At 58.8% G+C, this 25,051-nt stretch carries 25 protein-coding genes, 3 tRNA genes and 1 pseudogene; 9 read left to right on the forward strand and 20 right to left on the reverse strand.

Annotated elements, in window-relative coordinates:
- Positions 1-123: 123 nt before the first annotated feature.
- Entirely contained in the window at positions 124-381 is a 258-nt protein-coding gene (locus ACK4OE_RS10595; protein ID WP_409884780.1) for a YfhL family 4Fe-4S dicluster ferredoxin, read from the forward strand.
- 73 nt (positions 382-454) lie between these two features.
- Here ACK4OE_RS10595 and pth read toward each other — a convergent pair whose 3' ends face one another.
- From pth to ACK4OE_RS10630, 7 genes are all read right to left on the reverse strand, one after another.
- Entirely contained in the window at positions 455-1,063 is a 609-nt protein-coding gene (pth, locus tag ACK4OE_RS10600; RefSeq protein WP_409884781.1) for an aminoacyl-tRNA hydrolase, read from the reverse strand.
- 160 nt (positions 1,064-1,223) lie between these two features.
- The gene (locus tag ACK4OE_RS10605) at positions 1,224-1,853 is read right to left on the reverse strand and encodes a 50S ribosomal protein L25/general stress protein Ctc (RefSeq protein ID WP_409884782.1); all 630 of its coding nucleotides are present in this window, start codon (positions 1,851-1,853) and stop codon (positions 1,224-1,226) included.
- A gap of 163 nt (positions 1,854-2,016) precedes the next feature.
- Positions 2,017-2,991, reverse strand: a complete 975-nt coding sequence (locus ACK4OE_RS10610) for a ribose-phosphate pyrophosphokinase (RefSeq protein WP_409884783.1) — start codon at positions 2,989-2,991, stop codon at positions 2,017-2,019.
- Between the two features lie 47 nt (positions 2,992-3,038).
- A tRNA-Gln gene (locus ACK4OE_RS10615) sits at positions 3,039-3,115 on the reverse strand.
- Between the two features lie 30 nt (positions 3,116-3,145).
- Positions 3,146-4,003, reverse strand: a complete 858-nt coding sequence (gene ispE, locus ACK4OE_RS10620; RefSeq protein WP_409884784.1) for a 4-(cytidine 5'-diphospho)-2-C-methyl-D-erythritol kinase — start codon at positions 4,001-4,003, stop codon at positions 3,146-3,148.
- A 34-nt stretch (positions 4,004-4,037) separates the two neighbouring features.
- Positions 4,038-4,478 carry a lipoprotein insertase outer membrane protein LolB gene (locus ACK4OE_RS10625; protein WP_409884785.1) on the reverse strand — a complete coding sequence of 147 codons (441 nt, stop codon included), beginning with the start codon at positions 4,476-4,478 and terminating at the stop codon, positions 4,038-4,040.
- A 104-nt stretch (positions 4,479-4,582) separates the two neighbouring features.
- Positions 4,583-6,352, reverse strand: coding sequence for a tetratricopeptide repeat protein (locus ACK4OE_RS10630; protein WP_409884786.1), 1,770 nt, complete (start codon positions 6,350-6,352; stop codon positions 4,583-4,585).
- Positions 6,353-6,381: 29 nt separating this feature from the next.
- Between ACK4OE_RS10630 and mutM the strand changes: the two genes are divergently transcribed.
- The 3 genes from mutM (at position 6,382) to mutY (ending at position 10,336) form a co-directional block, all read left to right on the forward strand.
- Positions 6,382-7,197 carry a bifunctional DNA-formamidopyrimidine glycosylase/DNA-(apurinic or apyrimidinic site) lyase gene (gene mutM, locus ACK4OE_RS10635; protein WP_409884787.1) on the forward strand — a complete coding sequence of 272 codons (816 nt, stop codon included), beginning with the start codon at positions 6,382-6,384 and terminating at the stop codon, positions 7,195-7,197.
- A gap of 104 nt (positions 7,198-7,301) precedes the next feature.
- Positions 7,302-9,266, forward strand: coding sequence for a dynamin family protein (locus tag ACK4OE_RS10640; RefSeq protein WP_409884788.1), 1,965 nt, complete (start codon positions 7,302-7,304; stop codon positions 9,264-9,266).
- The gene (gene mutY / locus ACK4OE_RS10645; RefSeq protein ID WP_409884789.1) at positions 9,263-10,336 is read left to right on the forward strand and encodes an A/G-specific adenine glycosylase; all 1,074 of its coding nucleotides are present in this window, start codon (positions 9,263-9,265) and stop codon (positions 10,334-10,336) included. The genes ACK4OE_RS10640 and mutY overlap by 4 nt, the downstream gene beginning before the upstream one ends.
- Before the next feature lie 27 nt (positions 10,337-10,363).
- On the opposite strand, the gene rapZ is transcribed toward mutY, so the two are convergent.
- Genes rapZ through ACK4OE_RS10660 form a run of 3 tightly spaced genes read right to left on the reverse strand, consistent with a single transcriptional unit; the run spans position 10,364 to position 13,796 of the window.
- On the reverse strand, positions 10,364-11,227 hold the full coding sequence (rapZ, locus tag ACK4OE_RS10650) for an RNase adapter RapZ (RefSeq protein ID WP_409884790.1): 864 nt from the start codon (positions 11,225-11,227) through the stop codon (positions 10,364-10,366).
- Entirely contained in the window at positions 11,227-12,897 is a 1,671-nt protein-coding gene (gene recN, locus ACK4OE_RS10655) for a DNA repair protein RecN (RefSeq protein WP_409884791.1), read from the reverse strand. Before recN ends, rapZ begins: the two co-directional genes overlap by 1 nt.
- Before the next feature lie 2 nt (positions 12,898-12,899).
- Entirely contained in the window at positions 12,900-13,796 is an 897-nt protein-coding gene (locus ACK4OE_RS10660; RefSeq protein WP_409884792.1) for an NAD kinase, read from the reverse strand.
- 28 nt (positions 13,797-13,824) lie between these two features.
- Between ACK4OE_RS10660 and hrcA the strand changes: the two genes are divergently transcribed.
- The 3 genes from hrcA to ACK4OE_RS10675 all read left to right on the forward strand — a co-directional run bounded on the left by hrcA (position 13,825) and on the right by ACK4OE_RS10675 (position 15,236).
- Complete coding sequence (gene hrcA, locus ACK4OE_RS10665) at positions 13,825-14,829, forward strand: heat-inducible transcriptional repressor HrcA (protein ID WP_409884793.1); 1,005 nt, start codon at positions 13,825-13,827, stop codon at positions 14,827-14,829.
- Between the two features lie 52 nt (positions 14,830-14,881).
- Positions 14,882-14,958: transfer RNA gene (locus ACK4OE_RS10670), tRNA-Ile, on the forward strand.
- A 201-nt stretch (positions 14,959-15,159) separates the two neighbouring features.
- Positions 15,160-15,236: transfer RNA gene (locus tag ACK4OE_RS10675), tRNA-Arg, on the forward strand.
- 115 nt (positions 15,237-15,351) lie between these two features.
- Here the strand turns inward: ACK4OE_RS10675 and ACK4OE_RS10680 are convergent.
- Positions 15,352-16,479 (reverse strand): tyrosine-type recombinase/integrase, encoded by a 1,128-nt coding sequence (locus ACK4OE_RS10680; protein ID WP_409884794.1) that lies wholly within the window; start codon positions 16,477-16,479, stop codon positions 15,352-15,354.
- Between the two features lie 208 nt (positions 16,480-16,687).
- On the reverse strand, positions 16,688-17,080 hold the full coding sequence (locus ACK4OE_RS10685; RefSeq protein ID WP_409884795.1) for an ASCH domain-containing protein: 393 nt from the start codon (positions 17,078-17,080) through the stop codon (positions 16,688-16,690).
- A gap of 119 nt (positions 17,081-17,199) precedes the next feature.
- Here ACK4OE_RS10685 and ACK4OE_RS10690 point away from each other — a divergent pair, with 119 nt between their 5' ends.
- On the forward strand, positions 17,200-17,892 hold the full coding sequence (locus ACK4OE_RS10690) for a hypothetical protein (RefSeq protein ID WP_409884796.1): 693 nt from the start codon (positions 17,200-17,202) through the stop codon (positions 17,890-17,892).
- A 38-nt stretch (positions 17,893-17,930) separates the two neighbouring features.
- Here the strand turns inward: ACK4OE_RS10690 and ACK4OE_RS10695 are convergent, their stop codons facing one another.
- The 4 genes and pseudogenes from ACK4OE_RS10695 to ACK4OE_RS10710 form a co-directional block, all read right to left on the reverse strand.
- Positions 17,931-18,194: a nicotinamide mononucleotide transporter gene (locus ACK4OE_RS10695; RefSeq protein ID WP_409884797.1), complete on the reverse strand. Its 264-nt coding sequence runs from the start codon at positions 18,192-18,194 to the stop codon at positions 17,931-17,933.
- Positions 18,191-18,658: pseudogene (locus ACK4OE_RS10700) on the reverse strand (hypothetical protein); the annotation flags it as partial. The pseudogene ACK4OE_RS10700 and the gene ACK4OE_RS10695, both read right to left, overlap by 4 nt.
- Entirely contained in the window at positions 18,640-19,095 is a 456-nt protein-coding gene (locus tag ACK4OE_RS10705; RefSeq protein ID WP_409884798.1) for a hypothetical protein, read from the reverse strand. The pseudogene ACK4OE_RS10700 and the gene ACK4OE_RS10705, both read right to left, overlap by 19 nt.
- Positions 19,095-19,520 (reverse strand): phage tail protein, encoded by a 426-nt coding sequence (locus ACK4OE_RS10710; RefSeq protein WP_409884799.1) that lies wholly within the window; start codon positions 19,518-19,520, stop codon positions 19,095-19,097. Before ACK4OE_RS10710 ends, ACK4OE_RS10705 begins: the two co-directional genes overlap by 1 nt.
- 722 nt (positions 19,521-20,242) lie before the next feature.
- Between ACK4OE_RS10710 and greB the strand changes: the two genes are divergently transcribed.
- On the forward strand, positions 20,243-20,809 hold the full coding sequence (greB, locus tag ACK4OE_RS10715; RefSeq protein ID WP_409884800.1) for a transcription elongation factor GreB: 567 nt from the start codon (positions 20,243-20,245) through the stop codon (positions 20,807-20,809).
- 52 nt (positions 20,810-20,861) lie between these two features.
- Here greB and ACK4OE_RS10720 read toward each other — a convergent pair whose 3' ends face one another.
- From ACK4OE_RS10720 to ACK4OE_RS10735, 4 genes are all read right to left on the reverse strand, one after another.
- Positions 20,862-23,141: a RelA/SpoT family protein gene (locus tag ACK4OE_RS10720; protein WP_409884801.1), complete on the reverse strand. Its 2,280-nt coding sequence runs from the start codon at positions 23,139-23,141 to the stop codon at positions 20,862-20,864.
- A 96-nt stretch (positions 23,142-23,237) separates the two neighbouring features.
- On the reverse strand, positions 23,238-23,441 hold the full coding sequence (gene rpoZ, locus ACK4OE_RS10725; protein WP_005794722.1) for a DNA-directed RNA polymerase subunit omega: 204 nt from the start codon (positions 23,439-23,441) through the stop codon (positions 23,238-23,240).
- A 17-nt stretch (positions 23,442-23,458) separates the two neighbouring features.
- Positions 23,459-24,079, reverse strand: coding sequence for a guanylate kinase (gene gmk / locus ACK4OE_RS10730; protein ID WP_409884802.1), 621 nt, complete (start codon positions 24,077-24,079; stop codon positions 23,459-23,461).
- A gap of 36 nt (positions 24,080-24,115) precedes the next feature.
- Positions 24,116-25,033, reverse strand: coding sequence for a YicC/YloC family endoribonuclease (locus ACK4OE_RS10735; protein ID WP_409884803.1), 918 nt, complete (start codon positions 25,031-25,033; stop codon positions 24,116-24,118).
- Positions 25,034-25,051 lie beyond the last annotated feature (18 nt).

The following is a 25,051-nucleotide window of genomic DNA, read 5'->3' on the forward strand; positions in this document are numbered from 1 at the left end:
CAGCGGTGGTGGGTTGCAGTGTGGCATGCAAGGCACATGCCACCAGCGCGGGATAATACGGAGCATGAACTCCGCTCCGCACTCTCTTGCCAATTTTTATGGCCCTGTGCCCAGGGAGGCTGTATGGCACTGATGATCACCGACGAGTGCATCAACTGCGATGTATGTGAGCCCGAATGCCCCAACCAGGCGATCTACCTGGGGCAAGAGATCTACGAGATTGACCCGAGCAAGTGCACCGAATGCGTAGGGCACTTTGACGAGCCCCAATGTGTGCAGGTCTGCCCCGTTGCCTGCATCCCCGTGAACCCGCAACACGTGGAAAACCGCGAAACCCTGTGGCAGAAGTTTCAGCGGCTGCAGGCGCCTTCGGTCAACTGAAATTTAAGTCTTTTTGGCCTCTAGCGCTTATCTATAAAGCGCGAGTAGCTATAAAAATAGTAGTGCTTCTGCGTCAGTCTTCCACCGGTCGGGGTGGCTTGGGGCGGGGTGGTTTGGTCGTGTGGATGAGCAGCGTGGCCTTGTCCATGTCGCCCGCCAGCATGGCCGGATAGGCCTTGAGCGAATGGGCAATGCAGTCCTCGATCAAGGCGCGCTGATCCGGCGCAGGCTTTTTGAGCACCCAGTTGGCCACCTCACTTTTGACGCCCGGATGGCCAATGCCGATGCGCAGGCGCCAGTAGTCGGGCGAGCCCAGTTGCCCGTGGATGTCGCGCAGGCCGTTGTGCCCGGCATGGCTGCCCCCGCGTTTGAGCTTGACCTGGCCGGGCACGATGTCCAGTTCGTCATGCACCACCAGGATTTCCTCGGGCAGTATCTTGAAGAACCGCGCAAGGGATGCCACGGACTTGCCCGACAGATTCATGAACGTCTGTGGTTGCAGCAGCCACACGCTTTGGCCATGTACCGTGGTGCGCGCCACCAGCCCGTGGTAGCTGCGCTCGGGCACCAGCGTCGTCTTCAGTTCATGCGCCAGAGCATCAATCCACCAGAAACCGGCGTTGTGGCGGGTGGCCTCGTAATCTGGCCCCGGGTTTCCAAGGCCTACAAACAGCTTGATCATCTGCGCGATTATCCGTGGGGGTTGTGTGTCGAAGGGAGGCCTGCCCGTGCAAGGCGGCGTTACCAATGAAAACGGCCCACACATGTGGGCCGTTTTGGAGAGGGCAGCACCGCCAGGGCGGGCTGTCCGGCACGCAGGAAAAAAACCTGCGGCTTGAAGATTACTTCTTGCCCTTGCCCTTTTTGGCATCGGCGGCAGGAGCTTCGACAGGCGTCTCGACCACGACCACTGGAGGAACCACAGACACCAGAACGGGGTTGTTGTTCTGGCCACCGCGGATCTTGGCGGTCACGCCCTTTGGCAGCTTGACGTCCTTCAGGGTCAGGGAAGAACCCTTTTCCAGCTTGGACAGATCCACAGCGATGAACTCTGGCAGGTCCGAAGGCATGCAGGTCACGTCCAGTTCGTTCACGATCGGGTTGACCATGCACTTGTCGACCTTGACGGCTGGCGACTCTTCAGCACCGGAGAAGTGCAGTGGCACCTTCATGTGCAGCTTGGTCTTCTCGTCCACGCGCTGGAAGTCGATGTGCAGCACGAGCTGCTTGTAGGGGTGGTATTGCACATCGCGCAGCAGAACCTTGGCGGTCGTACCGGCAACTTCCATGTCCAGCACGCTGGAGTGGAATGCTTCCTTCTTGAGGGCGTGCCACAGTGCGTTGTGGTCGATCTCGATCAGTTGGGGTTCGGCGGTACCACCGTAAACGATGCCAGGCGTCTTGCCCGAATTGCGGAGACGGCGGCTCGCACCCGTGCCCTGCTTGGCGCGCTCAAAAGCGACGAAGTTCATAACTAGCTCCTGAAAAGGGTCGACCGCGACCAGTCGTACCCCGATTGAAAAAGGCCTGTGCCGCCGTTATGGCGGCAGGCCCACGCAATGCTCCCGAACAGACAAGCCTCCCGAAGGAGGCCTGCATGCAATCCAGGTCTGCAACGCTCCCGAAGGCAGCGCGTCAGAACAGGTTGTCTTGGTCCGAGAACAAACTCATGACCGACTCTCCCTTGGCGATGCGCTGGATCGTTTCTGCGATCAGCGGGGCCACGGAGAGCTGGCGAATTTTGGCGCATCCCTTGGCGTTGTCGCTCAATGGGATGGTGTTGGTCACCACCACTTCGTCCAGGGCGGAGCCCTGTGCGATGCGTTCAATGGCGGGACCCGAAAAAATGGGGTGGGTACAGTAGGCGTACACCTTCTTGGCGCCGCGCTCCTTGAGCACCTCGGCCGCTTTGACCAGCGTGCCGGCGGTGTCGATCATGTCGTCCATGATCACGCAGTTGCGGCCTTCGATTTCACCGATCACGTGCATCACTTCGGACACGTTGGCCTTGGGGCGGCGCTTGTCGATGATGGCCAGATCGCAATTGAGCTGCTTGGCCAGAGCGCGTGCGCGCACCACGCCACCCACGTCGGGCGAGACCACAATAAGGTCTTCGTAGTTCTTCTGGCGCAGGTCGCCCAGCAGAACGGGCGATGCATAGATGTTGTCGACCGGGATGTCAAAGAAGCCCTGGATCTGGTCTGCATGCAAGTCCATCGTCAGCACGCGGGCGACGCCCACGGCTTGCAGCATGTTCGCCACCACCTTGGCCGTGATCGGTACGCGCGTCGAGCGCGGGCGGCGGTCCTGGCGGGCGTAACCGAAGTAGGGAATCACGGCGCTGATGCGTTCAGCCGATGCACGCTTGAGCGCATCCACCATGATCAGCAGTTCCATGAGGTTTTCGTTGGTAGGTGCGCAGGTAGACTGCACAACGAAAACATCCCGTGCGCGCACGTTTTGCTTGATTTCGACAGTGACTTCACCGTCGGAGAAGCGACCCACGTCAGCAGCGCCAAGGGTGGTGCCGAGGTGTTGGGCAATTTCAGCTGCCATGCCAGGATTGGCATTGCCGGTGAAAACCATGAAGTCGGGGTGGTTGGCTTGCATGAGCGTCCCAGCAGTCTGAAAAAAAAGCCCGTACGCGAAAAGAAATTTGGCAGGGGAAGAAGGATTCGAACCTTCGCATGCTGGAATCAAAATCCAGTGCCTTAACCAGCTTGGCGACTCCCCTACACAGGTCAACTGCCGAAAGCAGCTAACCCTAATTCTTGTCTGATGCCCAGCCTGCCAGAGGATGGATCATCAGATTGTCACATGCCTTTACTTGCCAGCCCTTGGGGACCCCGCTCAAGTTAACCGCATGTGGCATTTGCGCAAACACTGCACTGCCTGAGCCTGTCATTCTGCCTTGCAATCCGCGTATTCGGAGCCATTCGATGGCTTCGTCTACCTCGGGGCAAAGTGCCTGAGCGACTGGCTGCAAGTCGTTTCGACCGAAGTCAAAGTGTGCTGCAGCAAAGCCTAAGATTGTAGCACTATCTGAATCACGTTTCAAACTTGGCGACGAAAAAATTAATTTTGTCTCCAAGCCCGCTGCAGGTTTCACGATTGCAAAACGAGCCGGTGGCAGTTGGTGCTCTTTCTCAAGCGGGCTGATTGTCTCACCAATTCCTTGCACCCAAGCGTTGTGGCCGCGTAAAAAAAATGGAACGTCAGCACCCAGTGTGAGGCCGATCTTTTCGAGCGCTGGGCGAGGCAGGTTCAGCCCCCATAGGCGGTTGAGTGCAAGCAAGGTGGTTGCCGCATCAGACGATCCCCCGCCCATGCCGGCCTGCGCTGGAATGCTCTTCAAAACGCCCATGTGGACGCCCTTGCTGCAACCTGTGGCTAGCTGGAGTGCGCGCGCTGCCTTGACGGTGAGGTCTTCATCGGGAAGCGGGTGGCCGAGATCCTCGCGCGTGATGTGTCCTGCGCTGTGGCACTCAAAATGCAAAGTGTCACACCAGTCGATGAGCATGAACACCGACTGCAGCAGGTGATACCCGTCGGCGCGACGCCCGGTGATGTGAAGAAAAAGGTTGAGCTTGGCCGGGGCCGGCACGTCATACAGGGCGAGCATGCGAGAGGAAATCAGGTGGCGTAGGGGTGCGGCCTCAGCGTGTCAACGCGATGCGCAGGGTTGCCTGGGGTGCGGGATCTGTGCGGCGGGCTAACAACCTACCGTCTGCAATACCTGATAGATCAGCCTGCCAGCCAGGCGCTGTGGCCTGCATACCTTGCAGCCAGCCGAAAAGAGCTGCAACGGGGATGCGCGTGCCTGTTGCTTCGTGGAGCAGGTTGTCGAGCGAGTCCGATTGGCGAGCTTCTTTTGCGCTAGTGACGAGCTGTGCATGCCCATCCTTCCAATCGAGCTGCGCCAGCCGAGTGCCCAGCGGGCTAATGAGCACTAAACCCCCGTTCTGCGCGCTGCCCCGCAGCTCAAACAACGCCGAGAACGATTGGGATGCCTGGTCCTCTACCTGCAGAGCGAGGCGGCCACTCCAGAAGTTCTCTTCGGGGGCGCTGGTTTTGACAGACTGGGCACATCCTGTCATCCAGAATAGTGCGATAACCAGACACCACCTCCATAGATGGGTGAGTGGAGACGGTGCAACAGGGTCGCAATGGCGAGCACGTCCAGCCAAACCAGCCGAACGCATCAGAGTGAGACTCCTAGGCGCTTCAAGGTTTCCTTGAGGGTTTCGTTGTCAGGGCTCAAGCGCTGTCCTTCTTTCCAGACTTTGCGAGCTCCATCCTGGTCCCCTAGGCTCCAAAGCACTTCGCCAAGATGCGCCGCTATCTCTGCGTCAGGACGAGTCTGGTATGCCGTTTCAAGATGCCTCTTGGCCTCGGCCTTGTTGCCCAGTCGAAATTCCACCCAGCCCAGGCTGTCGGTGATGAACGGATCACCGGGAGCGTACTCAAGTGCTTTAAGGATGAGCTGCTTGGCCTCTTCCAGTTGAACACCTCGCTCCGCCATGGAATAGCCCAGGGCGTTATACGCATGGTGGTATTGCGGCTGGCGTGCAATCAACTGCCGCAGGAGTTGCTCCATGGTGTCTAGCTTGCCCGCTTTTTCGGCGAGCATGGCTTGGTCATAGATCAGCTCTGTCTCGTCAGGGGCCAGCGCCACTACTTCGACCTGAACGTTGTACGCGTCTTGGTACATCTTCATTTCTCGCAGTAGCTGCACTTCTGCCAGCAGTTTCATGCGCTTTTCGTCATTGGAGGTGCCCGGAAGCCCGCGTAGCAGTGCACGAGCCTGAGCCACTTTGCCTTGGCGTGCCAGCAGAGAGGCGCGGCGGCTTTGAGCGCTGAACACCTCATCCGCGTTGTTGATGCGGGCCAGCCAAGACTCCGCCCCCGCAAAGTCCTGCTTCTTCTCGGCGACTTGTGCATACAGCAAATATGCCTGTGTCAGGCCACGCTCACGTGCCTGGCCCTCGCCAGCCGCTGTGAGTTCAATAAAACGCTGCAGCGATTTTTCGGCGTCTGGGAGGCGGTTGTCCTGAAACTGGAGTGAAGCCAGTACGAGCCAGGGCTCTGCAAGCTCTGGTTTCGTCTGTGTAACCGCTTCCAGCTGCCGGGCTGCATCAGGAAACCGTTGTAGCCCTAAAAGGACGCGGGCGTAAGCCAATCGCAGCTCGGGAACGGGTTGTTTGGCCAGCGCCTGAACAACCAGCGGCTCGGCTCCTGGCGTGTTTTCGTCCATCAGCTCAAGTGCAAGGCGCGCCGCACCTTCGTTGGCGTCGTCTAATGTCTGTGCATTGCGCGCAGCCTCCAGGGCACCCGCTTTGTCGCCCGCTGCCAGCCGCACGCGTCCCAATGACACCCAGGCAATAGGGCCCGTAGCAGGGTGGGTCATTTCGTCGACCAAGGCTTCTCCCACCACTTTGGCGGCCAGTGCCTTGTCGCTTGCTCGGCCATACATCTGTGGAAGCGCGGCCAGCGTGCTCGCCTTGGCTCGGGCGGGGGATTGCGCCAGTTCCTGACGCAGCAGCGCAGGGGTTTCTCCTATGCGGTTAAGTGCAATCAGGATCTGCAGCACGTAGCGATTGGCTTCGCGGGACTGGGGTTGCACACCTTTCCACGCCATCGCGGCAGCAAGTGCATAGTCGCCGGAACGAGACTGCAGCGCAATGTCGGCGGCGCGCTGGTAGAGCTGCCCATCGCCAGTTCGGCGTGCTGCCTCCAGCATCAGGGCATACCCGGCGCCAGGGTCCCCGGTCCGGGAGCTCAGTTCCCCCAGAAAAATCTCATAAAACAGCTCGGCATCCAGCGCCGGATTGGAGACTACGGTTGGGGTGTCACGCGGAGGGGGGTCGCCTGCAGGCTGCGCCCACCCTTGGTGGGAGGCCGCCGTAAACACAGTAGTCAATACAGCAGTCCGAAAGCGTTGTGATAGCACCATCGGGCCATAATAATCCATGCCAATTAACCTGACGCGTGGGTCTTTGTATGCCTGAGTTGCCAGAAGTGGAAGTCACACGCCGCAGTTTTGCTGAAGCCATTACCGGGGCCTCGATTGAGTCTGTTGTTGTGGGTAAGCCACTGCGCTGGCCTCTGGGTTGCGACCCCCAGTCGCTAGCAGGGCGACGGATCACCGGGCTGCGCAGGCGCGGCAAGTATCTCTTGGTCGACATGGATGCGGGGCTGTTGCTGCTGCACCTTGGAATGTCCGGGAGTCTTCGGTTTGGCCATGGTCTTCCACCCGCAGGTGTGCACGATCATTTCGACCTCGTGACCAGCTTGGGAACTCTGCGTTTGCATGATCCGCGCAGATTTGGTGCGGTCGTTTATGCGCAGGGTGAAACAGACGTGGTTGCCGTCAAGTTGTTGGGCTCGTTGGGGATGGAGCCTTTGTCGGACGCGTTTTCGTTGGCTGATTTTCAGGTCGGCATGAAGAAAAGCCGGATGCCCGTCAAGCAGTTGCTTCTGGCGGGGCGGCTGGTGGTGGGGGTAGGCAATATCTACGCGTCGGAAGTTCTTTTTCTCGCTGGCATTCGTCCGACCTCGATTGCATCGCGCATCGGGCCCGGCCGGGTGCACAAATTGCACGCCGCTATAAAAAGTGTTCTGGCAAGCGCGGTAGCAATGGGAGGGAGCACGCTGCGCGACTTTTCCAATGCAGATGGTGCTGCCGGGCATTTCCAGACCCAAGCCAATGTCTATGGTCGGGAAGGGGAGCCGTGCCATGTGTGCAGCATGCCGATTCGCTCCATTCGGCAGGGGCAACGGAGCAGCTACTTTTGCCTACAGTGTCAGCGTCCATAGTGCGCAGCCCTCAAATTGGCAGGTGTATGACAGCCCGCGTGCGGTCGATGCTATATTTTGTGTATGTCTACCTCGTAGGCCATTCATAGATCTCTGGGAGCAAAGTGGGACCTTCATTCAACGAACAGTTCGACCAGCATGGCGTCTGGCGGCGTGAGTTCGCCCAGCAGCTCAAGCGTTTGGCCGAATGGATGTCTTCGCACGAGCTCATGGATGCCGCGGTGCAAGAGCGTTTGCAGCGTCTGGAAGAGCAGGTCCGCAGTGACAAGGTTATGGTGGCGTTCGTCGCCGAGTTTTCGCGCGGCAAGTCGGAGTTGATCAATGCGATCTTCTTTGCCGACTACGGAAGGCGCATCATGCCCGCCAGTGCAGGCCGGACCACCATGTGCCCCACGGAGCTGGGCTATGACTCGCATGTGGCTCCCAGTCTGCGATTGCTTCCTATCGAGACGCGCCTGCAGATGCAGAGCTTGGCGGAATGGCGGGTCAAACCAGATCGCTGGCAAGAAATCCCCTTGGATGTCAGCAACGCGGATCAGATTGCCAAGGCGCTGGAGAAGGTTGCAGAGGTCCGCAAAGTAAGTTTGGACAATGCCCGCGCGCTGGGTTTTTGGCACGACGACCTGACCGATGAGAACCCAGTGCCGGATGCGCAGGGGCTAGTCGAAGTGCCCATGTGGCGCCACGCCATCATCAACATCCCCCACCCGCTGCTCAAACAGGGGTTGGTCATTCTCGATACACCGGGGCTCAATGCGGTAGGTGCTGAGCCAGAGCTCACCGTCAACTTGATTCCGCAGGCGCATGCGGTGGTGTTCATTCTCAGTGCGGATACAGGGGTGACCCGTTCCGACCTGTCTATTTGGCGCGAACATCTGGCCATATCGACGGACAGCATGGATGCCCGTCTGGTGGTGTTGAACAAGATAGACACGCTGTGGGACACCCTCAATTCTGCAGAGCAGGTGCAGGCGCAGCTGGAACGCCAGTGCAGCACTTCTGCGGAGATGCTAGGAGTTCCACTCGACAGGGTGGTGCCTGTATCAGCGCAAAAAGGGCTGGTTGCCAAGATCACGGCAGACGATGTCTTGCTGGAGACCAGCGGGCTGCCTGTGTTGGAAGAGGCCTTGGCCAAGGGAATCATGGGGCGCAGGCAGTCTATTCTGCGTGCGGCGGTGGCTACGGGGGTGGCCAGCTTGCGTACGGAAACGTCGCGGGTCATCAATATCCGGCGCCGTGACCTGGATGACCAAATGGCAGAACTGCGCAGCCTTCGCGGGAAAAATGTATCGGTGATTGAGTCAATGCGTCACCGCATCGAGCAAGAGCAGCGTGAGTTCGACTCGAGCACGGCAAAAATTCAGGCCGTCCGCGCTGTGCATCTCAAACTCTTGCGAGATGTGTTTCAGCAGTTGGGCGCCAAGGCCCTCAAGGTCGAACTGGCAGAGCTGGCGCAGACCTTGCAACAAAAGGGTCTGAAACTGGGCGTCAAGAAGATCTATATCCAGACGTTTGACAAGCTGCGCGGTACCCTGGACAAAGCCCAGGCTTCAGGTACCGAAATCCAGGCCATGCTGGGCGGCACTTTCCGGCAGCTGAACTCTGAGTTTGGATTCTCATTGCAGGTGCCGTCCCCACCGCAATTGGAGCATTTCACTCACGATCTGAGTCAGATTGAACAAAGCCATTTGCAGTATCTGGGAATGGGCAATGCACTGAAGTTGGCGCAACCGGAATTTGCCGAGCGATTGGTGCGCGCTTTGGCGATGCGGCTGCGTACGGTTTATGAGTCTGTCGCGAACGACCTGGAGTTGTGGAGCAAATCGGCTACGGCGCAACTTGATGCGCAACTGCGCGAGCGTCGCCGTAGTTTTGCGCGCCGCATCGAAGCTGTGGATCGCATCCAGCAAGCTGCTAGTGGCTTGGTTGAGCGAATCGCCGAAATTGAGGCAAGCGAAGATGAGTTAGTTCAACTCGAGCACAAACTCCAAGAACTAACTTCCCAGCTGATTGCGGTGCCGGGCCTGGATACAACGTCGGTAGATTCGCCGCAGCTTGCGTCTGCATGAGTGTTTTGGTGGACGGCGTAGAGTTCGCCGAGCGCGTGGTGGCATGGCAGGCCGCGCATGGGCGCAATCATTTGCCCTGGCAACAGACGCAGGACCCTTACCGTGTCTGGTTGTCAGAAATCATGCTCCAGCAGACCCAGGTTGCCACTGTGCTGGACTATTACGAGCGGTTTTTGGCGCGTTTCCCGGACGTGGCTGCCTTGGCATGCGCGTCTCAGGACGAGGTGATGGGCCTTTGGAGTGGCCTGGGCTACTACAGTCGTGCCCGTAACCTCCATCGGTGTGCACAACTGGTGGTGGCCGAGCATGGGGGGGCCTTCCCCCATACCGCTGAAGTTCTGGCATCGCTTCCCGGTATCGGAAGATCTACAGCGGGAGCCATCGCAGCATTCTGTTTTTCAGAGCGGGTTCCTATTCTGGATGCAAATGTGCGGCGGGTGCTGACGCGTTTTTTGGGGTTTGCGCATGACTTGGCATCCGCTAGAAACGAGCGTTTGCTGTGGGTCCAGGCTGAAGCTTTGTTGCCTACGAGAGACTTGAATAACTCAATGCCTCGGTATACCCAGGGCTTGATGGACATGGGTGCAACCATCTGCTCACCCAAAGTACCTAGGTGTGACGCGTGTCCTGTTGCCCCAACATGCGCAGCGTTGATGGAGAGGCAACCCGAGCGCTACCCCGTTAGAACACGCAAGCTGTTGCGTCGCTCTGAAGCCTGGCAGTTGCTTGTGTTGCAGGACTTGCATGGGCGTGTGTGGCTTGAGCGGCGTCCAGCGTCAGGTATTTGGGCGGGAATGCACTGTGTGCCCATTTTTCCCGATGCGGCATCTCTGGCCGCGTTTGTTGCAACGTTGGGTGGTTCGGATCAACTCACGCAAAATGAGTTGCAGCCATTTCTTCACGTGTTGACGCACAGAGACCTGCATCTTCATCCCGTCGCGGTTCGTGGCACTTTTGCAGATCGACTGTCTAGTGATGGCGAATGGTTGGGGCCGGATCAGTGGGACGGGGTTGGGCTGCCTGCACCCATTCGAAAGCTTCTGAACGCCACGCAAGCGCAGTTGTGGTGAGTGCTGCTTGGTGCTCCAAGGAGCCGTTTACCTTCCGTCGAGTTCCCGGTGGCGTCTGAGTGCCGTCCAGCGATCACTGAAGGCTTCTGCCAGCTTCTCCACCAAATAAACTGATCGGTGTTGACCTCCTGTGCACCCGATAGCCACGGTGACGTAGCTTCTGTGGTTGCGGTCCAGCAGCTCCAGCCAGTGCGCCAGAAACTGCGCGATATGGGTCCGCATGAGATCTACTTCCGGTTGCTGCCGTAAAAATTCAGCGACTGGCGCATCCAGGCCGGTGAGATCGCGTAGCGCGGGTTCGTAGTGCGGATTCGGTAGCATCCGAACGTCAAAGACGTAGTCCGCATCCATGGGGATGCCCCGTTTGAAAGCAAACGACTGGAACACCAGGGTCAACTGCCCTTGGGCGGTGGACATGAGGCTTTTTACGTAGCTTTGTAGCTGTGATGCCCGTATGGTGCTTGTGTCAATTACATGCGATTGCTCGCGCAGATCAGCCAACAGTTCACGCTCCAGCTCAATGATTTGCACCAACGCCTTTCTTCCCTGCTGGAGCTCGTCGTGCGACAGAGGATGCCGACGGCGCGTTTCTGAAAATCGTCTCACCAACGTGTCAATGGTGGCATCCAGAAAAATCGATTGCACTAATACGCCCTGGCTGCGGAGTCTGCTCAGCGCTTGCGGTACTTGGTGCAGTGAGGTGGCACTGCGCACATCCATGGCTATGGCGACCCGGTTGCCATGATGGCGATGTTCGAGGGCCACAAATGCGGGGAGAAGCTCTGGAGGAAGGTTATCCACACAGTAGTAGCCTGCGTCCTCCAGGGCATGCAGTGCCACAGATTTACCGGAGCCAGACATACCGGTGATCAGCACAATTTCAAGTGCCATCAGGCTTCCTTCTCCAGAACTTTCGATGGGGCGTTCAGCATTTCCCGTGCATGGGCAAGTGTTGTCTCTGTGGCGCGTTCTCCGCCCAGCATGCGCGCGATTTCCGCTACCCGCTGCTCGCCAACCACCTCCTGAACTGTGCTGGTGGTACCTTTGGCACTTTTGTTTTTTGCGACCTTGAGATGTTGATCTGCTTGAGCGGCTACCTGGGGCAAATGCGTTACAGCAAGCACCTGGCGGTGTGTGCCAAGTTGATGCATCAGTCTACCGACTGTTTCAGCCACTGCTCCTCCCACACCAGAATCCACTTCGTCAAAAATAAGCGTTGGTGCCATGCCCAATTCACTGGTCGTGACAGAGATGGCGAGCGAGATCCGTGACAACTCCCCACCAGATGCTACTTTGCCAATAGGCTTGGGTGTCATCCCGGGATGGCCTGCTACCAGAAAGACAACCTCGTCCATGCCATGTGGTGAGGGTTCTGAGGTCTTGGTCACAAGAACCTCGAATTGCCCACCTTCCATTCCGAGGCCCTGCATGGCTTTCGTGATGGCGCTCGACAGCCTTGGCGCCGCCTTGGCACGCGCCAGCGACAAAGATCGCGCCGCAGTTTGAAAGGCCTTGGCGCTCGACGACTCGGCGGATGTCAGTTGTTCCAGGTCTGTTGCAGCGTCGAGTTGCCGCATTTCCCGCTTCCAGCTTTGGAGCAAGGCAGGCAGTTCACCGGGAGGGCGCTTGTATCTGCGCGCCAATGCCATCCACAGCGACATGCGTGTATCCAGTTCTGCCAAGCGCTCAGGGTCGATGTCGGCATGCCTTAGATAGGACTGTAGCGAGTGAGCAACGTCGCTCGCCTGCGCCAAAGTGGAGGACAAGATGTCTGCAAGGCTTGAAAACACCGACTCAATGTGCTCGTGCCCTTGGAGCAGACCTTGGGCGTGGGTAAGGCTCGCCAGCACTCCTGTTTCCTCGCCCTGAAGCTGTTGAAGTGCACCTTCTGCAGCGTCCAGCAGTGCTTGGGCGTGTGAAAGCCGCTTGTGCTGGGTATCTAATTCACTCCATTCATCTTCTGTGGGTGCGAGCTTGTCTACCTCGCCGATCTGCCATTGCAAGCGCTCGCGCTCCTGCTGCAAAGTAGCTTGGGCCTGAAGTGCTTGTTGCAAGTTCTTTTGAGCGGATCGCCAAGTGGCCCACCGCGCGGCGACATCGGTGGTGTTGACGTCTGCAAAGGCATCCAAAAGGCCGCGGACGGATTCAGGGCGCGTCAAGCTTTGCCAAGCATGCTGCCCATGTATGTCAAGCAGAAGGTCCCCGAGCTCGCGGAGTTGCGTTGCGGTAGCGGGTGTTCCGTTGATCCATGCGCGGCTTTTTCCTTGGACGTCAACCGTGCGACGAAGAAGCAAAAAATCTTCCGTGTCATAGCCCGCCTCACTCAGCCACGGCTCGACATGCGCTGGGCAGTCGAACTCTGCACAGACATCTGCTTTCAGTGCACCCTCACGCACCAGTCCCGCATCAGAGCGCGAACCTAGAGCCAATTGCAGCGCATCGACAAGAATTGATTTGCCTGCGCCGGTTTCACCAGTGAGGACCGTGAATCCGGCGTTCAGCTCAAGCTCCAGAACCTGAACGATCACAAAGTCGCGCAAGGTGATCCGTCTGAGCGCCATGGTTACGAGCCTCCTTCATTCCAACGCAATTTCTTGCGCAGAGTTGCAAAGTAGTTCCAGCCTTGCGGATGCAGGAACTTCACGCAGTGCTCGGACCTTTTGACCAAGATGCGGTCCCCGTGAAGCAGCGAAGCCAAAGACTGCATGTCAAAGTTGGCGCTGACGTCCCGTCCGCTGACAACCTCCACTGCAATCTCCGTAGCATCCGAAAGCACGATGGGTCGGTTGGACAAAGTATGTGGCGCGATGGGAACCAGCACCCAACCCGGGATGGATGGATGCAGCATGGGTCCTCCCGCAGACAGCGAATAGGCGGTAGACCCCGTCGGCGAAGCGATGATGAGACCGTCCGCGCGTTGGTTGGCAACAAAATGGCCATCGACTTCGACCCGCAACTCCACCATGCCTGACGTTGCCCCCCGGTTCACGACAACGTCGTTCATGGCAAGGGCTTCGAAAACAATCCGTTCATCGCGCACAACGGTAGCGTGCATCAGCGGACGCAGGTCCTCTTCGTAGTCTCCATTAAGCATGGACGGGAGGGTGGCCTTATAGGCGTCAAACGGAATGTCGGTGATGAAGCCGAGGCGGCCTTGGTTAATACCGATCAGCGGGGTGCCAAACCTAGCTAGCTGTCGGCCAATCCCAAGCATCGTCCCGTCCCCTCCGACAACCAATCCCAAATCGCACCGCGTGCCAATGTCGTCTACATTCAGGGCGGGGTACCGAGTCAGCCCTGTATTGCTGGCTGTCTCCGACTCTAGAGACACGGCGCATCCCTGGCCTTCAAGGAATAGAGCGATATCTTCCAGTGCCTGGCGAGAGCTATCGGTCATGGACCCAGCGGATGAAGTCTGGTATTTACCTATAAGCGCGACATGGCGGAAGTTGGACGTCATCGTGAAATTACATCATTAAAATCATTCCATGCTCGATGACCGTGCCAAGTTGTTGCTCAAAGCCCTGGTCGAGCGGTACATCGCCGACGGGCAGCCTGTAGGTTCCAGAACCCTGTCCCGTGCCTCGGGGCTGGATCTTTCGCCGGCGACGATTCGCAATGTCATGGCCGATCTGGAGGAGCTGGGGCTGATCGTAAGCCCGCACACCTCTGCGGGTCGTATCCCCACAGCCCGGGGTTATCGCCTGTTTGTGGACACCATGTTGACCGTACAGCGTGACCCGCTTGCGCACGCTCAGCTGGCTCCAGAGCAACCCCAAAAGGTGATCGCCAACGCTGCCCAGTTGCTGTCCAATTTGTCGCAGTTTGTCGGGGTTGTGATGGCTCCGCGGAGAACTTCCGTATTTCGCCATATCGAGTTCCTGAAACTCTCGGAGCGGCGGTTTCTGGTCATCATCGTGTCCCCTGAAGGGGATGTGCAAAACCGTGTGATCTTCACCGAAGTGGACCACACGCAGTCCCAACTCATCGAGGCATCGAATTTCCTCAATGCGCACTACGCGGGCCTTGCAATGGAGCAGGTACGTGAGCGCTTGAAGTCAGAGGTGGACCAGTTGCGAGGCGAAATAGCGTCGCTCATGCAGGCCGCGGTGAATGTGGGGTCAGAAGCGCTATCTGAAGCGCAAGACGAAGTTGTGATTTCTGGCGAGCGCAATCTGCTGGCTGTGAGTGACTTTTCCAACGACATGGGCAACCTGCGGCGCGCCTTCGATCTTTTCGAACAGAAGACTCAGATTCTGCGGCTCTTGGATATTTCAAGCCAAGCAGAAGGCGTCCGCATCTACATTGGCGGCGAAAGCCACGTAGTGCCTTTTGAAGAGCTCTCCGTGGTCAGCTCCCCGTACGAGGTGGACGGCAAAGTGGTCGGCACATTGGGTGTGATCGGGCCTACCCGCATGCCCTACGACCGGATGATCCAGATCGTAGACATCACCTCCAAGCTAGTCTCCAACGCACTGAGCTACCGCAAGTAAACGCCCCTACAATACGTCGCTTGCCCCGTTGTATACCGCTGGAGCATGACTGGGGGCGTTAGCTCAGTTGGTTAGAGCAGAGGACTCATAATCCTTTGGTCGTTGGTTCAAGTCCAACACGCCCTACCATTCGTGTGTCGCACACGTGGTAGCCAAGGCCACAGTCATAATCTCTCGCAAACTGCCCGTTTTCGTTTTTTGCGACGTGGGTTTGCATTACAATTCGGGCTTGCGTTGAATTGTGTTGGTCAATGACTGCTCGCAGTGATCGAAAACAACATGTGCATATTTTTAGAGTGATCAAAAAATAGTGCTATAATTCGAGGCTTAGCGGCTGTAGCTCAGCTGGATAGAGTACTTGGCTACGAACCAAGGGGTCGTGGGTTCGATTCCTGCCAGCCGCACCAATACGTGAAGCCCTAGAACAGCGATGTTCTAGGGCTTTTTCGTCTCCAGGCCTCGGGTGCCCGGCTCACGCGTTGCGTGAGTTTCTGCGTGACTTTCCCAAGCCACGCAGCCTTTCTAGCCGTTGACCACCCGCAGTAGGGTGGTTCGTTCGAACGTCTCTTTCACCTTGTTGGCCATCTCCACCAGCCTGGCCACCGTGGCCGTGGCGTAGTGTTGCGGCATCCCATCAATAGCGTGGCCTAGAAGCAACGCCCGATCCTCTTCTGGCACGCCGGCATCGCGCAAGCGCTGGCCGAAGGTGTGCCGCAGGTCGTGAACGCGCATGCGCTCGAGCCCAGCGGCAGATCTGGCGTTTTGGAACGCGGTGTTGTTCATCGTGGCGATCGGCTTGTAATCCATCGCGGGCGCCAAGTGAAGGTTTTTGACCCTCTCCCGGCGGTACGTGAAAACAAACTCCGGGTGCATGCCCCGGCATTCCTGCACAACGCTCCAAGCCGCATCGTTCAGGATCAGCACGTGCGTGCGATTGGTCTTGAACTCAGCGGGCGGGATAACAAACACACTGCGGCCCAGCTCGGGCAGCTGCCGTTCCCACTCCCATCGCAGCCTGCACACATTGGCATCGCGCGCCCCAGTATTGAGGGCGAACAGCACCATGCGCTGCAAGTGAACCGGTAGCCGGGGCAATACGTTTGCCTGCTGCTGCCAGGTGATGGGGTAGGGCTGGCGCCTGGTGGCCTTCTCGTCCAGCATCTCAATCAATGGGGCCGTGGCCAGCCACGGTTTGCCGTTGGTACGCCACAGGCGCGCCGCTCGATTCATGATCGTGCGGGCTACCTCCAGCGTGCGGTTTACCGTGGATGGCTTCACTTCGTCTTCGTCCAGCCGTTCATCGATGAAGGGCTGCAGGGAGTCATTGCAGACATCCACCAGCGCCATGCTGCCGACATAGGGCAGCAGCAAGGCCACGTGGTAGGCCACCGTTTCAAGGGATCGCAATTTCTTGCGCTCGCTCTCGATCAGGTACTTTTGCGCAGCAGCTGCAAACAGCTGTTGATCGCCGCATCGAAGTAGGTTTGCCCGCTCGGCATCAAGCTCTGCTTGGCGCTGCCTGAGCCAGCTTTCTGCCTCGTCTTGCGTAACCTTTCCGAGCCGTTCAAAGATGCGCGTGCCTTGATACTGTTTATCGACGCTCCTGCTGCCATCGTTGGCAAGCTGGATTCCTTTGGTCCTAGTTCGCATGAAATCGCTCCTTTCTCGTTGCGACCAGGGCGCCCACGAAGCTGTTTATAACGGTTGGCCCACTCGTCAAGCTCCAGCCGGTCGAACGCCCGGCCACGCTTGCCTATCGGGATCTCTGTGAGGGAGGGGCGCACCTCGTCCGTGAACCGGTTGCGGTCCATTCCCAGGTATGCCGGTGCCTGGCCCGCCCGGATGAAGCGCGGCTGTGTCATGGCGGGAAGGCCTCCTTTGGCACGTTGAAAAAGCCAAGGCGACCTTTCCATGGCACGAAAGGAATAGGGGAGCTGTCGCGCAGTACGAACCCGTGTAACCCTTCCATCTTCCACGGCGAAGAGTGAGTGGCTACGCAGTCGACTACGTGGGTCCAGCCCACCAGGCCACCAGTCGGCAGATCCTCCAAGGCCGGCATATCGGGAGGGCACAGGCCAGCAGCTGCGAGCTGGGCCACGGTGTCTTCGTAGTAGCGCTTGGTCAGAGTCTGGCCCGCGTGCACCAGGAGGCCGCCGCGGAAATTGGTCGGCCAGTCCCGGTTCTCAATGTCTTTGTGGCCATTGACGATCAGCCACGCCCAGGGCTGGCGAATGCTCAGTGCGGGGATCATTGGGCACCGCCTTTCCGCAGATTGAGCGCCTGATATCTGTGACGCAACCGGCGGCTTGAGGGGAGCGGCTCCAGCGTAGATGCCTTGCTATGCTGATGGTCTAAACGATAGGATGACCGATGAGAAACAGACGCGTCTGGCAAGAAATAACTGGTTGGGTGATCGGCATAGTTTTTGCCTTCGCTGTCATTTTTCTTTTGGCTAAACCCGACGGCAAGGACTGGCCAAGTTGGGTGCAAGCTGTTGGCTCTATCGCGGCAATCGCAGCGAGTGGACGCATTGCCCAACTGACCTTTCAAAAGTCCGAAAACCAGCGCTTGGCCGACGCTGAGACACAGAAGCGCGAGCAGGCTAAGCGGGAAAGAGACGCAGTCCGCGATACCGAACGCATGGCATTGCAACTGATGGTCAAAGCGGAAGAATGTCTTGCACGTTTGAAGGCAACGTGGGGGAAACCCAATCAAATGCCAGTCATCTTCTTCACCGCAAAAGGCGAGTTCGATGCGCTGATCGATGGCCTGAGATCCATTGACGGTAAAAGCCTCGACAGCTTCGATAAATTCGAACAGTGCGTTCATGCGCTGGGTGCTTGCATTGCAATATCCGAAAGTCTGAAGCACTGGGCCGCAGTCGGATCGGTACCCAGCAACAGTTGGGTAGTCACTGAGGGACAAGCCGAAGTGCTCGCGAAAAGTTCCTCTCGGTTTCGCCAGCTCGCCCGCTTGAATGCGATTGAAAGGAACCACGCTCCAAGCGCAGTGAGCGCCTATGGCGGGGATGTGGCGCCCACTGTCTCTTCGTCCCATTCGTGACTGGATAGGACGGGAACGCATAGAAGTCGTGCCCTCGCTCATGCTGAACCGCCTATGTTCCCATCGAGCTTTGGCCGCACCAGCCACGTCCACACGCCGTAGAGGCTGCACCCGGTGAACACCAGCTGCTGTGCGAACAGGGACCACAGCGCCATATCCCAGCTGAACGCCAGCCACCCGGCATTGCTGGCCAGGTAGGCCACAAAACCCCAGCCCGCCATGCGCGAGCGCCCGGCCAGCAGCAGGGTGCCCAGCACTCCCAACAGCGCGGCAGAGATCTCGATATAGGGCAGGCCGTTCATTGCACACCGCCTTCCTGCGCCACAGCCAACGCCGCCACCACCGGCCGCACCCAGATGGGCGTGCTCCCCAGCACGAACGTCTCGCCGTTCTTCGCCAGCAGGATGGTCTGGCCCATCACTGTGCCGATCGCTTTGGCCGACTTGCGCGGAACCGCGTTGCCGATCGCCTCGCGCCAGCGTTGATCACTTTCCCCATCCAGCACGAACCGTTCGCCGCGGCTGGCGGGGCCAGCCGTCGAAAAGTATTCCTCCGGGTCGATGAAGCTCTGCAGGCACGCCAGTTCCAGCGTGGTGAAGGGCCGGTGCCAAGTGCCGTCGCGCGCCTCGATGCGGCACACCAGCTTGTCGTTCGGGTTTGGTAGCGCCTCTTTTGCGGGTGACAAACCGGAAGTGGCGCGCGGATCCGCAACGCTCCAGGGCCCGTTGTCGTGGCATGCCGATGCACTTACGGCCCCGGCCGGGTCACCTTGCGGCCGGCCAGCTGTGGGTCGATGCGGGTTGGCAGGTTGTTGCGGGCGGCAATGTCGCCCACCACCTGGCCCACAGTGGTGTCGTGCCAGCTGCCGCTGGCGCGTGTGCGCAGGGACTTGGCCATGTCCGCGCTACGCGCCGTGATCCGGATCTGGTCAGGCGCACCGGTGTGCTCGGTTTCGTCCACGATGAACGTGCCCTTGTCTACAAGCCCGGTGCCCTCCCAGCCCAGGCTCAGCGCGATGGTTGCGCCTTTGCTCGGAATCGCCATGCGCCCGTCCGAGTCGTCAAGGGTGATATCGAGCTGGTCGGCCTCGTCCCCACGGCTCTCGCGCAGCCGCAGATCGATCAGGCGGGCGGCCAGCCTGGGCGTGATGTCCTGGCCGTTCACTACCAGGTGGTAGTCGGGCTTTTGCGCTGCAGCGTCCATCACAGCCACCACTCCCAAAAGTCTTCTTCATCCGCTTGGGGGTTGCCCCCAGCGCCTGCCCCACCCGCCGGGTCCGCCAGATGATCGTCCACGCGGGCGAGTTCGAGCGTGAAGTCGACTCGCCGGGCCACGCCCTCGGCTATGAACACGCTCCCCGTTTCTTGCACCCGTTGGATCACCCACGCGCCGAACACCACGCCGGTGCCGCCCACCAGGGCGTAAGCTTTGCCAGCGTCGGCCATGGCGCGTACATCGTCAAGGCTGCGCCGGTTGCCCCGAAACCCCGCCGCGCCCACCCGCTTAATGTCCCGCTTTCGACGATGCCGACGGGGTAGGGCGTCGCGAGGCCTGGCGCGGCTCGGCAAGACCTTTGTGTGGTCCGAACAGCGACGGGATTTGACGACATTTGTCGACACGTTTGCCATCCTTCAGCGGGTTGCTGTTTTATGACCCAGCGACGCAATCTCAGGAAGGGGTCGGGAAAGGCCTGATTTCCTAACCAGCGCACGAATACCCGCGTGGAAGCCGCGCCCCGCTTCACTTTCGCCGATTAGCCTCGGGTCTGATCTGAGCTAATTGGAATTAGTGTGGGCGCGTAACTCATTGATTCGATTGAATATTTTCCAAACGGATCGTTAGCATCTATTACCCTAATGTGATTATGTATAGATTAGATAAATATTAGGGTAGCTAATTTTGAGCAAAGCAAGCATTGGCGCGGGTTTCCAGGCCTTTCCCAGTTGTGGTTAGGAAAATCAGGCTTCTCCCACGCCCCCCCGGAAGTTCTAGCAAGGTGGAGCCTCGCGCGTTCCGGGCACCCGCATGCGTGCACAAGATCTGAATGGAATTCGTGGGTGTCTATGGCCATCGCCACCGTGGCCGGGAGGGGCGCAGGGCTGGCACATAATGGGTGCGTGACTTTTGCGTGAGTGGTTCACGCAGGCCCCCGCAGCTCGGTGCTGAGCTACAGGGTGTGGGCGCCGTAAGTCGTTGAATTTGCAGGGGTTAATATGGTTGCGTCGGGCTACGAACCAAGGGGTCGTGGGTTCGATTCCTGCCAGCCGCACCAATGTTGAAAGCCTGCAATCGCAAGATTGCAGGCTTTTTCATTTGTCCAGACGCTTTGCATTTACCGAGGAGATCTGGCATGAGCAAGGCTTTCACTAAGGAAATCGACGGCGCTGACGACGATGAGTTGGCATTGCCTCCGCTGCCAGCGGGCGGAAAAAACTACATTACGCCCACCGGCTTTGCGCGGCTGCGCTCGGAGTTGCTAAACCTGATGGACAACGAGCGACCCAAAGTCGTTGATATTGTCCACTGGGCTGCAAGCAACGGAGACCGTTCGGAAAACGGGGACTATCTTTATGGCAAGAAGCGTCTGCGCGAGATTGACCGACGTATCCGTTTTTTGACAAAGCGCATGGAGATAGCAGAGATAGTCGACCCGGCTGTCCATGCAGGCAGCGATCAAATTTTCTTCGGTGCCACGGTGACGTATGTCGATGATGAAAGCGTCGAGCGCACGATCACCATCATGGGCATTGATGAAGCGGAAAGCCACGAGTCACAAGTGAGTTGGATCTCGCCCGTTGCTCGGGCGCTGCTCAAGGCCCGTCTGGGCGATGAAGTACATCTCCCAACTCCCGGAGGTGTGCGCAACCTGGAAGTTGTGAGCGTGCAGTACCCGAAGCGGGAAGGTTCGTCGGAGTAACCGACTCCCTCGTTGCCGCGCGCGGACTGGCGGCCACGCGCGGGCAAGGCCCTTATGCTTGCGGAGTAATCCGAGCCGCCCTGATCACTGCCTGAGTGCGCCGCAGATTGCGCAAAGCGGTTTCAAGATGAGTCTGGTCTCTTATTGCAACGATGAACCGCAGGTCGGTGGTGTCGAGCGCAGCCTCATCGTCCATATCCACATGCGTGATGTCGGCCTCTGAGTTGGCAAGCTCTGCAGCCACACGGGCCAGCACGCCCTTGCCATTGGTCACCGTTACTACCACGCCCGTCTCGAACAACCGTGTGGGCTCATCCGACCAGTCCACCGCTATAAAGCGTTCACTGTCCTTGTGCTGAAGCCGCTTGGCAACGCTGCAATGCACATTGTGAACGACCAACCCCTCTCCGCGCCCCAGGTAGCCCACGATGCTGTCTCCTGGAACAGGGCGGCAACACGATGCATATTGCACCGACGCGTTTTCGCTGCCGTCGAGCGTCACTGCACCCTGCGAAAGCGTTTCATGCGAGGTGTAGCGCTCTCGTGTCATCAGCAATGCGTCCGGTCGATGGCCGTGCTCCGACATCAGCACCATCAGGCGCTTGGCCACGATACTGGCAATGCGCTTGCCAAGACCGAGGTCGGTCATCAATTCGCTGCGCGTCCGGTTGCCGGTAAAGCGAAGCAGCTTGTCCCACATCAGCTGTGTCGTGGCATCCACTGCGGGCAATTGCTCCAGGCCCTCAGCCCGAATGGCTTGGGTCAGCAGCTTTTCACCCAAACCTTCGGACTCGGTCTGCGCCAGGGTCTTCAAATAATGTCTGATTTTTGACCGCGCTCTGCCCGTGCGTACAAAGCCTAGCCAAGCGGGGTTGGGCGTAGATATGGGGGCAGTGATGACTTCTACCACGTCACCATTTTTCAACTCAGTGCGCAGCGGCACCTGCTCGTTGTTGATCTTGGCCGCTGTTGTCCGGTCTCCCACATTGCTGTGGATTGCGTATGCAAAGTCCACCACCGTGGCACCACGCGGAAGCGCCATGATCTGACTCTTCGGTGTGAAGACATACACGGCGTCCGGAAATAGATCCACCTTCACGTGGTCCCAGAACTCCGCGGCGTCACGCGTTTCGTTCTGGATGTCGAGCAGCGACTGCAGCCATTTCGTGCCCAGACGCTCTGCAGAGGTGCCCTGACCATCCTGTGCTTTGTAAAGCCAGTGCGCTGCCACGCCCGCTTCCGCTATGACGTGCATCTCATCAGTGCGCATCTGGAACTCGATATTCACCCCTGACGGGCCGACCAGCGTAGTGTGCAGAGATTGGTAACCGTTCAGCTTGGCAATGGCGATGTGGTCCTTGAACTTGCCCGGCACCGGCTTGTACATCTGGTGCAGCACACCCAGCGCGGTGTAGCAGTCCGTCACCGTGGGCACGATGACCCTGAAGCCATAGATGTCCGTGACCTGCGCAAAACTCAGGTGCTTGAGGTCCATCTTTTGGTAGATGGCATACAAGGTCTTTTCGCGGCCCGCTAGTCTGACCTTCATTCCGATTTTCGAGAACGCAGCATCGACTTCGGTCTGAACCTTCTGGACTAAGTCGCGGCGGCGGTTGCGTGACTTGCTGACTGCCTTGGACAGTGTGGCGTAGCGCCAGGGATGCAGATGACGGAACGACAGATCCTGCAGTTCGCGGTAGGTCTGGTTCAGCCCGAGCCGGTGGGCAATGGGCGCGTAGATTTCCAGGGTTTCCGACGAAATGCGACCCCATTTGGTGCGGGGCATGTCCGACAGCGTGCGCATGTTGTGCGTGCGGTCGGCCAGCTTAATCAGGATAACGCGAACGTCGCGCGCCATTGCCAACAGCATTTTGCGAAACGACTCTGCCTGATTTTCCTCTCGGGTATTGAACTGGAGTTTGTCCAGTTTTGTCAGGCCGTCCACCAACTCTGCCACTGGGGCGCCAAATCGGTCGATCAGGTCCGCCTTTGTGACGCCACAGTCTTCCATGGCGTCATGGAGCAGGGCGGCCATCAGGGCCTGTGCGTCGAGTTTCCAGCTCGCGCACTGAGCTGCCACGGCGATGGGATGGGTGATATAGGGTTCGCCGCTGCTGCGCAGCTGACCCAGATGGGCTTCGTCTGCAAAACGGTATGCCTGGCGTACCTGCTCGATGCTGGCGGCATCCAGATAGTCCAAGTTGTCCGTCAGCGCAGCAAAACTGGCCGCTGCCGCATTGGCTGCCGCTGCGGCCGCAGACAGGGCTCCGGCCATGGGCGAATCGCCCGGTCGATGGGGCGTTGCAGAAGGTGAGTTGAGCACCGCGTTCATGCCTTAAATGTAGCGCGGGAGCGCATCAGGCCGCCCCGAGGCAAAAAAAAGCACCGCTTCCGCGGTGCTCTTTGAGGGCGTTACGCCGTAAAAAGCTCAACCAGGAACCTTCTTGAGCATTTCCAGGCCGACCTTGCCTTCGGCGATTTCGCGCAGGGCGGTCACGGCGGGCTTGTTGCGGCTTTCGATGCGAGGGGCGTGGCCCTGGCTCAGCATGCGAGCGCGGTACGTGGCGGCCAACACGAGCTGGAACCGGTTGGGGATCTTTTCCAGACAGTCTTCTACGGTGATGCGTGCCATCGTTTTACTCCGGGGATTCAGGTGATATTGAGCGACTGGAAGGTGTCAGCACGGGCGCGGCGCTGTGCGGCGTACTTGAGTCGCTGGGCGTGAACTACGGCTTTCAGGTCGAAAAGCGCGCGCTCAAACAACTCATTGATTATAACGAAGTCGAATTTGCTCACCTGCGCCATCTCAATGGCCGCGTTTTTGAGGCGCATTTCGATCACCTCCCGCGAGTCCTCTCCGCGGCGCTCCAGGCGGGAGCGCAGCTCTTCCCAGCTTGGCGGCAAGATGAAGACCAGGATGGCATTGGCAAAGGCCTCCTTGATCTGCAGCGCCCCCTGAAAGTCGATTTCGAGAATGACATCCGATCCCTGGGCAATGCGCTCTTCGATGGCTTTCTTGGAGGTGCCGTAACGATTGCCATGCACGTGGGCCCATTCCACAAAGGCGTTGCCTGCCACCATTGCGTCGAACTCTGATGCCGATGCAAAGTAATAGTCTCGACCGTGTTTTTCCTGGCCTCGCGGAGCCCGGGTGGTGTGCGAGATCGACAGGTGGACGTGCGAGTCCAGTTCCAGCAAGGCCTTGACCAGGCTGGATTTGCCGGCGCCACTGGGGGCGGCCACTACGATGAGATTTCCTGGATAGTCCATAGTTGATGTGCGCCAGGCGCTATCAAAAAATGATTTTTACTCGATGTTTTGCACTTGCTCGCGCATCTGCTCGATCAGCACCTTCATGTCCACGCTGATGCGGGTCAGGTCCAGTGCTGCTGATTTGGAGCCCAGCGTGTTGGCTTCGCGGTGCAGCTCCTGGATCAAAAAGTCCAGGCGCTTGCCTACTTCTCCGCCTTTTTTAAGCAGCCGCTCGATTTCGTCGAGGTGCGAATCAAGCCGGGTGATCTCTTCGGCCACATCAATGCGAATGGCGAAGGCTGTGGCCTCTGTCAGTGCGCGGTCTCGCGCGGCCTCGGGCAGTGTGGCGCCATCGGTCAGCGCCATGGCTTCCTTCCAGCGCTCCATAAAACGCAAGCGTTGCTGTTCGACCAACAGGGGCACCATGGGCACCGCCTGTTGCGCCAGGGCGCGCAGCTGCTTGACACGATCAAGCAACATTGCGGCCAGGCGTTTGCCTTCTCGCTCGCGGGCAGACATCAGCGCTGTAAGGACTTCTTCGGCCAAAGCGGGAACCGCTTCGCTCCAGTCTTCGTTGCCAGAATGGGCGTTGGCACACAGGCGCAACGCGTCGGCCACGCTCAGCGGCGCGGCATTGGGCAGCCAGGATTTGACCGAGTCCTGCAGGGAATTGAGGCGCTGCAACAGGCGGGCGGGTGGGTCTTGCAGCGTGTTGCTGTCTTCATTTTCAAGGGCCGCGCGGACTTCGACCTTGCCGCGCTTGAGGCGGGCGGTCAGCAGGCTGCGCAGTGCAGGTTCCATGGCCCGCAATTCGTCGGGCAGGCGGAACGAGAGGTCCAGAAAGCGGCTGTTGACCGAGCGGATTTCCAGCCCCAGTCTGCGTGACTGGGGCGCGCGGGCGTCGGTTTCAGCGCCAGTGGCAGACGCGCCATGCTGTGCGCTGGCGTATCCGGTCATGCTGTAAACTGGCATTGGACTTTTTGATGGTTG

The organism is Acidovorax sp. (assembly GCF_046314175.1).
In the GTDB taxonomy this organism is placed as follows: Bacteria; Pseudomonadota; Gammaproteobacteria; order Burkholderiales; family Burkholderiaceae_C; genus Acidovorax.